The following is a 3,863-nucleotide window of genomic DNA, read 5'->3' on the forward strand; positions in this document are numbered from 1 at the left end:
GGATTATCGATGCCGGCATAGCCCGACGCCAGCGAGCGCTTGATGAACATCACGGTGCCGGCCTTCCAGACCTGCAGCACCGGCATGCCGTAGATCGGCGAGGTCTTGTCGTCCTCGGCCGCCGGGTTGGTGACGTCGTTGGCGCCGATCACGAAGGCGACGTCGGCCTGGGCGAACTCCGAATTGATGTCCTCGAGCTCGAACACCTCGTCATAGGGCACGTTGGCTTCGGCCAGCAGCACGTTCATGTGACCGGGCATGCGGCCCGCCACCGGGTGGATCGCATACTTGACCTCGACGCCTTCCTGTTTGAGGGTATCGGCCATCTCGCGCAACGCATGCTGCGCCTGCGCCACCGCCATGCCGTAGCCGGGCACGATGATCACCTTCTGCGCATTCTTCATGATGAAGGCGGCATCGTCGGCCGAGCCGAGTTTTACCGGGCGCACTTCGCCACCCGCACCCGCGGCCGCCGCCGTCGTCTCACCACCGAAGCCGCCGAGGATGACCGAGATGAAGGAGCGGTTCATGGCGCGGCACATGATGTAGGACAGGATCGCGCCAGACGATCCGACTAGCGCTCCAGTGATGATCAGCGCCGAATTGCCGAGTGTAAATCCGATGCCGGCGGCGGCCCAGCCCGAATAGGAGTTCAGCATCGAGATCACGACCGGCATGTCGGCGCCGCCGATTGGAATAATCATCAGCACGCCCAGCGCCAGCGCGATGATGGTGATCAGCCAGAAATCCAGCGCGCTGCCCGACAATACGAGGCCGACGATGAAGACCAGCAGCGCCAGGCCGAGAACAATATTGATGACGTGGCGGAACGGCAGAATGATCGGCGCACCGCTCATGCGCGCAGACAGTTTCAGGAACGCGATCACCGAGCCGGTGAAGGTCAAAGCACCGATGGCGACGCCGAGCGACATTTCGACCAGAGACTGCGGATGGATGTTGCCGGGCGTGCCGATATCGAAGGCCTCGGGCGCGTAGAAAGCCCCGGCCGCAACCAATACCGCGGCCATGCCGACCAGCGAATGGAACGCCGCGACCAGTTCTGGCATCGACGTCATCGGCACCCGGCGTGCGATCACGGCGCCGATTGAGCCGCCGATGGCGACGCCCAGGATCACCAGCAGCCAGCCGATGCCATCGGCCGGCGGATGCGCGGCCAGCGTGGTCGCGACCGCGATCGCCATGCCGATCATGCCGAAGAAGTTGCCCTGGCGCGATGTCGCCGGGCTCGACAGGCCGCGCAACGACAGGATGAACAGCACCCCGGCAACGAGGTACAAAACTGCGGACAGATTGGCGTTCATCTGGAGGCCCCCCTTGTCTTCGTCACCCCTAGGTGCACGCCGTTCACTTGGTCTTCTTCTTGTACATCGCCAGCATGCGCTGGGTGACCAGGAAGCCGCCGAAGATATTGACGCAGGCAAAGGTCAGCGCGACGAAGCCGAAGCCGCGCGCCCATGGTCCACCGCTGCCAACCATCGCGACGCCGACCGCGAGCAGCGCGCCGACCACGATCACCGACGAAATGGCGTTGGTTACCGACATCAGCGGCGTATGCAGCGCAGGCGTCACCGACCACACCACGAAATAGCCGACGAACACGGCGAGCACGAAAATCGACAACCGGAATACGAAGGGATCGACGGCCTGCGCGATATGATCCATGGCGGCTCTCCTTAGGTCTTCGGCTGAAAGTTCGGATGGATCACGGCGCCATCCCTGGTCAAGGCGGTGGCCTTGACCAGTTCGTCGTCCCAATTCACCGCGAGCGCCTTGGTCGATTTGTCGATCAGCGTCTCGATGAAGGAAAACAGGTTGCGCGCATAGAGGCTCGATGCCGAGGCCGCGACCCGGCCCGCGACATTGGTGTAACCGACGATCTTGATGCCGCCGACATCGGCGACCTCGCCGGCCATGGCGCCCTCGACATTGCCGCCGCGCTCGACCGCGAGATCGACCAGCACCGAGCCCGGCTTCATCGACTTCACCATCTCGGAGCTGACGAGGCGCGGCGCCGGCCGGCCGGGGATCAGCGCGGTGGTGATGATGATGTCCTGCTTCTTGATGTGCTCGGCGGTCAGCGCGGCCTGCTTGGCCTGATATTCCTTCGACATTTCCTTGGCGTAACCGCCTGCTGTTTCGGCCTGTTTGAATTCCTCATCCTCGACCGCCAGGAATTTGGCGCCGAGACTTTCGACCTGCTCCTTCACGGCGGGCCGCACATCGGTCGCGGTGACGACGGCGCCGAGCCGCCGCGCGGTCGCGATCGCCTGCAGCCCGGCGACGCCGACCCCCATCACGAACACCTTGGCCGCAGGGATCGTGCCCGCCGCGGTCATCATCATCGGAAAGGCGCGGCCGAATGCTTCGGCGGCCTCGATCACCGCGCGGTATCCGGCCAGATTGGCCTGGCTCGACAGCACATCCATTACCTGGGCGCGGGTGATGCGCGGCATCAATTCCATCGCGAACGCTGCAACGCCCGCGTCCGCCATCGCCTTCAGCGCAGCGTCGTTGCCATAGGGGTCCATGATGGCGATGACCAGCGCGCCGCGCTTGTAGTTCAAAAGCTCGCTGGCCTCGGGCCGCTTCACCTTGATGACGATGTCGGCGTCCTTCAGCGCATCGGCGCTGACGGTGGCGCCGGCGGCGACGAAGTCCTGGTCCGGCAGGCCCGACTGGATGCCCGCGCCCGGCTCGACCGCGACATCGACGCCCAAAGCCTTGAATTTTTTCACTGTGTCCGGCGAGGCCGCGACCCGCGGCTCGGCCGGATCGATTTCCTTGGCAACGGCAATCTTCATGAGGCCTCCGGCAGCGCGAGGGAGACGCGCGCGAGCAAACTAGCGCTAGTTTCGCGACGATGGATACCGATTTTACGACCAGAATGTATGCGGTTTCTTTAAAATCGCACTGCGCGGGGCGGCAGTGCGATGCAGCATCGATCAGGTCAGGAAAATCGCCATCATGGCAACAATGAAGATGACCGCAGCAGTGCCGTATTTCACCAGCTTGATGAAGCCCTCATAGGTCTGCTCATGCGCGATATAATCATTGCCGTCAGCGGTCGTATAGGCCACTTCGTTATGCTCAGCCATCGGTGTCCCCAGGGTCGGTGTGCTCGTCCGGCCTGGAATTACCGCAGTCCCGAGGGCAGCGCAACGGCGGTACGCCGTTTGCGCCGCCGTTACCCTCGCGAATTATTTTGCCGGCTCGCGACCGTCCAATCGTCCCGGATCCCGCGGGTCAGGCCCTTTTTCCCTTAGCTCACTGGCAGCAAGGGAGAGCCTCATGGCGGTGGCGGCTTGCGGGGGCACCAGGAAATCGATGTCATTTAGACCTAGAAACACGATCATCGCGCCGAAGGCTGCGCGCTTATTGCCGTCGACAAACGGACGATTCCGGGCAATGCCGAAGGCATAGGCCGCCGCAAGCACGGCAAGGTCTGTTCCGCCATGGGCGATTTTGCAAATGGGACGGCCCAGCGCCGATTCCAGCATACCCTGGTCATGGATACCGTCCGGTCCTCCGAACAGAGCAAGCTGCTCGGCGTGGAGATCAATCAGAATCTCCACGTCCAACCAGATCGGCTCGTTCATTTCGCAAGTGCTCGGTACGTGTCCGTATAAGTGCTGAACGAACGCTGGGTGATTTCTATCGCTTTGGCATGCTTGGGATTATATGGCGAAGGCTGGATTCCCCGCTCTGTCTGTTCGACGATATGAAGCTTGTCGCCTTCCTTCAGCTTGAGCCGGGAAAGAATGTCCTTCGACAAGATAAGACCAAGCGAATTTCCGATCTTCTTGATCTGAATGAAATCGCCTTCAACGGTCTTGCGGGGCATC

Annotated in this window: 6 protein-coding genes; all 6 read right to left on the reverse strand. The window is 62.4% G+C overall.

The features are described 5' to 3' along the window. On the reverse strand, positions 1-1,322 hold a 1,322-nt coding region (locus ABSG20_RS31655; RefSeq protein WP_423868385.1), incomplete at its 3' end, for an NAD(P)(+) transhydrogenase (Re/Si-specific) subunit beta. A 43-nt stretch (positions 1,323-1,365) separates the two neighbouring features. Beyond that, positions 1,366-1,683 (reverse strand): proton-translocating transhydrogenase family protein, encoded by a 318-nt coding sequence (locus tag ABSG20_RS31660; protein WP_423868386.1) that lies wholly within the window; start codon positions 1,681-1,683, stop codon positions 1,366-1,368. A gap of 11 nt (positions 1,684-1,694) precedes the next feature. Continuing rightward, the gene (locus tag ABSG20_RS31665) at positions 1,695-2,822 is read right to left on the reverse strand and encodes a Re/Si-specific NAD(P)(+) transhydrogenase subunit alpha (RefSeq protein WP_423868387.1); all 1,128 of its coding nucleotides are present in this window, start codon (positions 2,820-2,822) and stop codon (positions 1,695-1,697) included. Between the two features lie 141 nt (positions 2,823-2,963). After that, positions 2,964-3,116, reverse strand: coding sequence for an aa3-type cytochrome c oxidase subunit IV (locus tag ABSG20_RS31670; protein ID WP_423868388.1), 153 nt, complete (start codon positions 3,114-3,116; stop codon positions 2,964-2,966). Between the two features lie 102 nt (positions 3,117-3,218). Then, positions 3,219-3,617, reverse strand: a complete 399-nt coding sequence (locus ABSG20_RS31675; protein WP_423868389.1) for a type II toxin-antitoxin system death-on-curing family toxin — start codon at positions 3,615-3,617, stop codon at positions 3,219-3,221. Beyond that, a partial coding sequence (locus ABSG20_RS31680; protein ID WP_423868390.1) for an AbrB/MazE/SpoVT family DNA-binding domain-containing protein occupies positions 3,614-3,863 on the reverse strand: 250 nt, incomplete at its 5' end. The genes ABSG20_RS31675 and ABSG20_RS31680, both read right to left, overlap by 4 nt.

The organism is Bradyrhizobium sp., from assembly GCF_049512235.1.
In the GTDB taxonomy this organism is placed as follows: Bacteria; Pseudomonadota; Alphaproteobacteria; order Rhizobiales; family Xanthobacteraceae; genus Bradyrhizobium.

What these genes read in the sequence shown, in the direction of transcription:
- ABSG20_RS31660 (WP_423868386.1), bottom strand. Translation starts at nt 1,683, where the DNA reads ATGGATCATATCGCGCAGGCCGTCGATCCCTTCGTATTCCGGTTGTCG.
- ABSG20_RS31665 (WP_423868387.1), bottom strand. Translation starts at nt 2,822, where the DNA reads ATGAAGATTGCCGTTGCCAAGGAAATCGATCCGGCCGAGCCGCGGGTC.
- ABSG20_RS31670 (WP_423868388.1), bottom strand. Translation starts at nt 3,116, where the DNA reads ATGGCTGAGCATAACGAAGTGGCCTATACGACCGCTGACGGCAATGAT.
- ABSG20_RS31675 (WP_423868389.1), bottom strand. Translation starts at nt 3,617, where the DNA reads ATGAACGAGCCGATCTGGTTGGACGTGGAGATTCTGATTGATCTCCAC.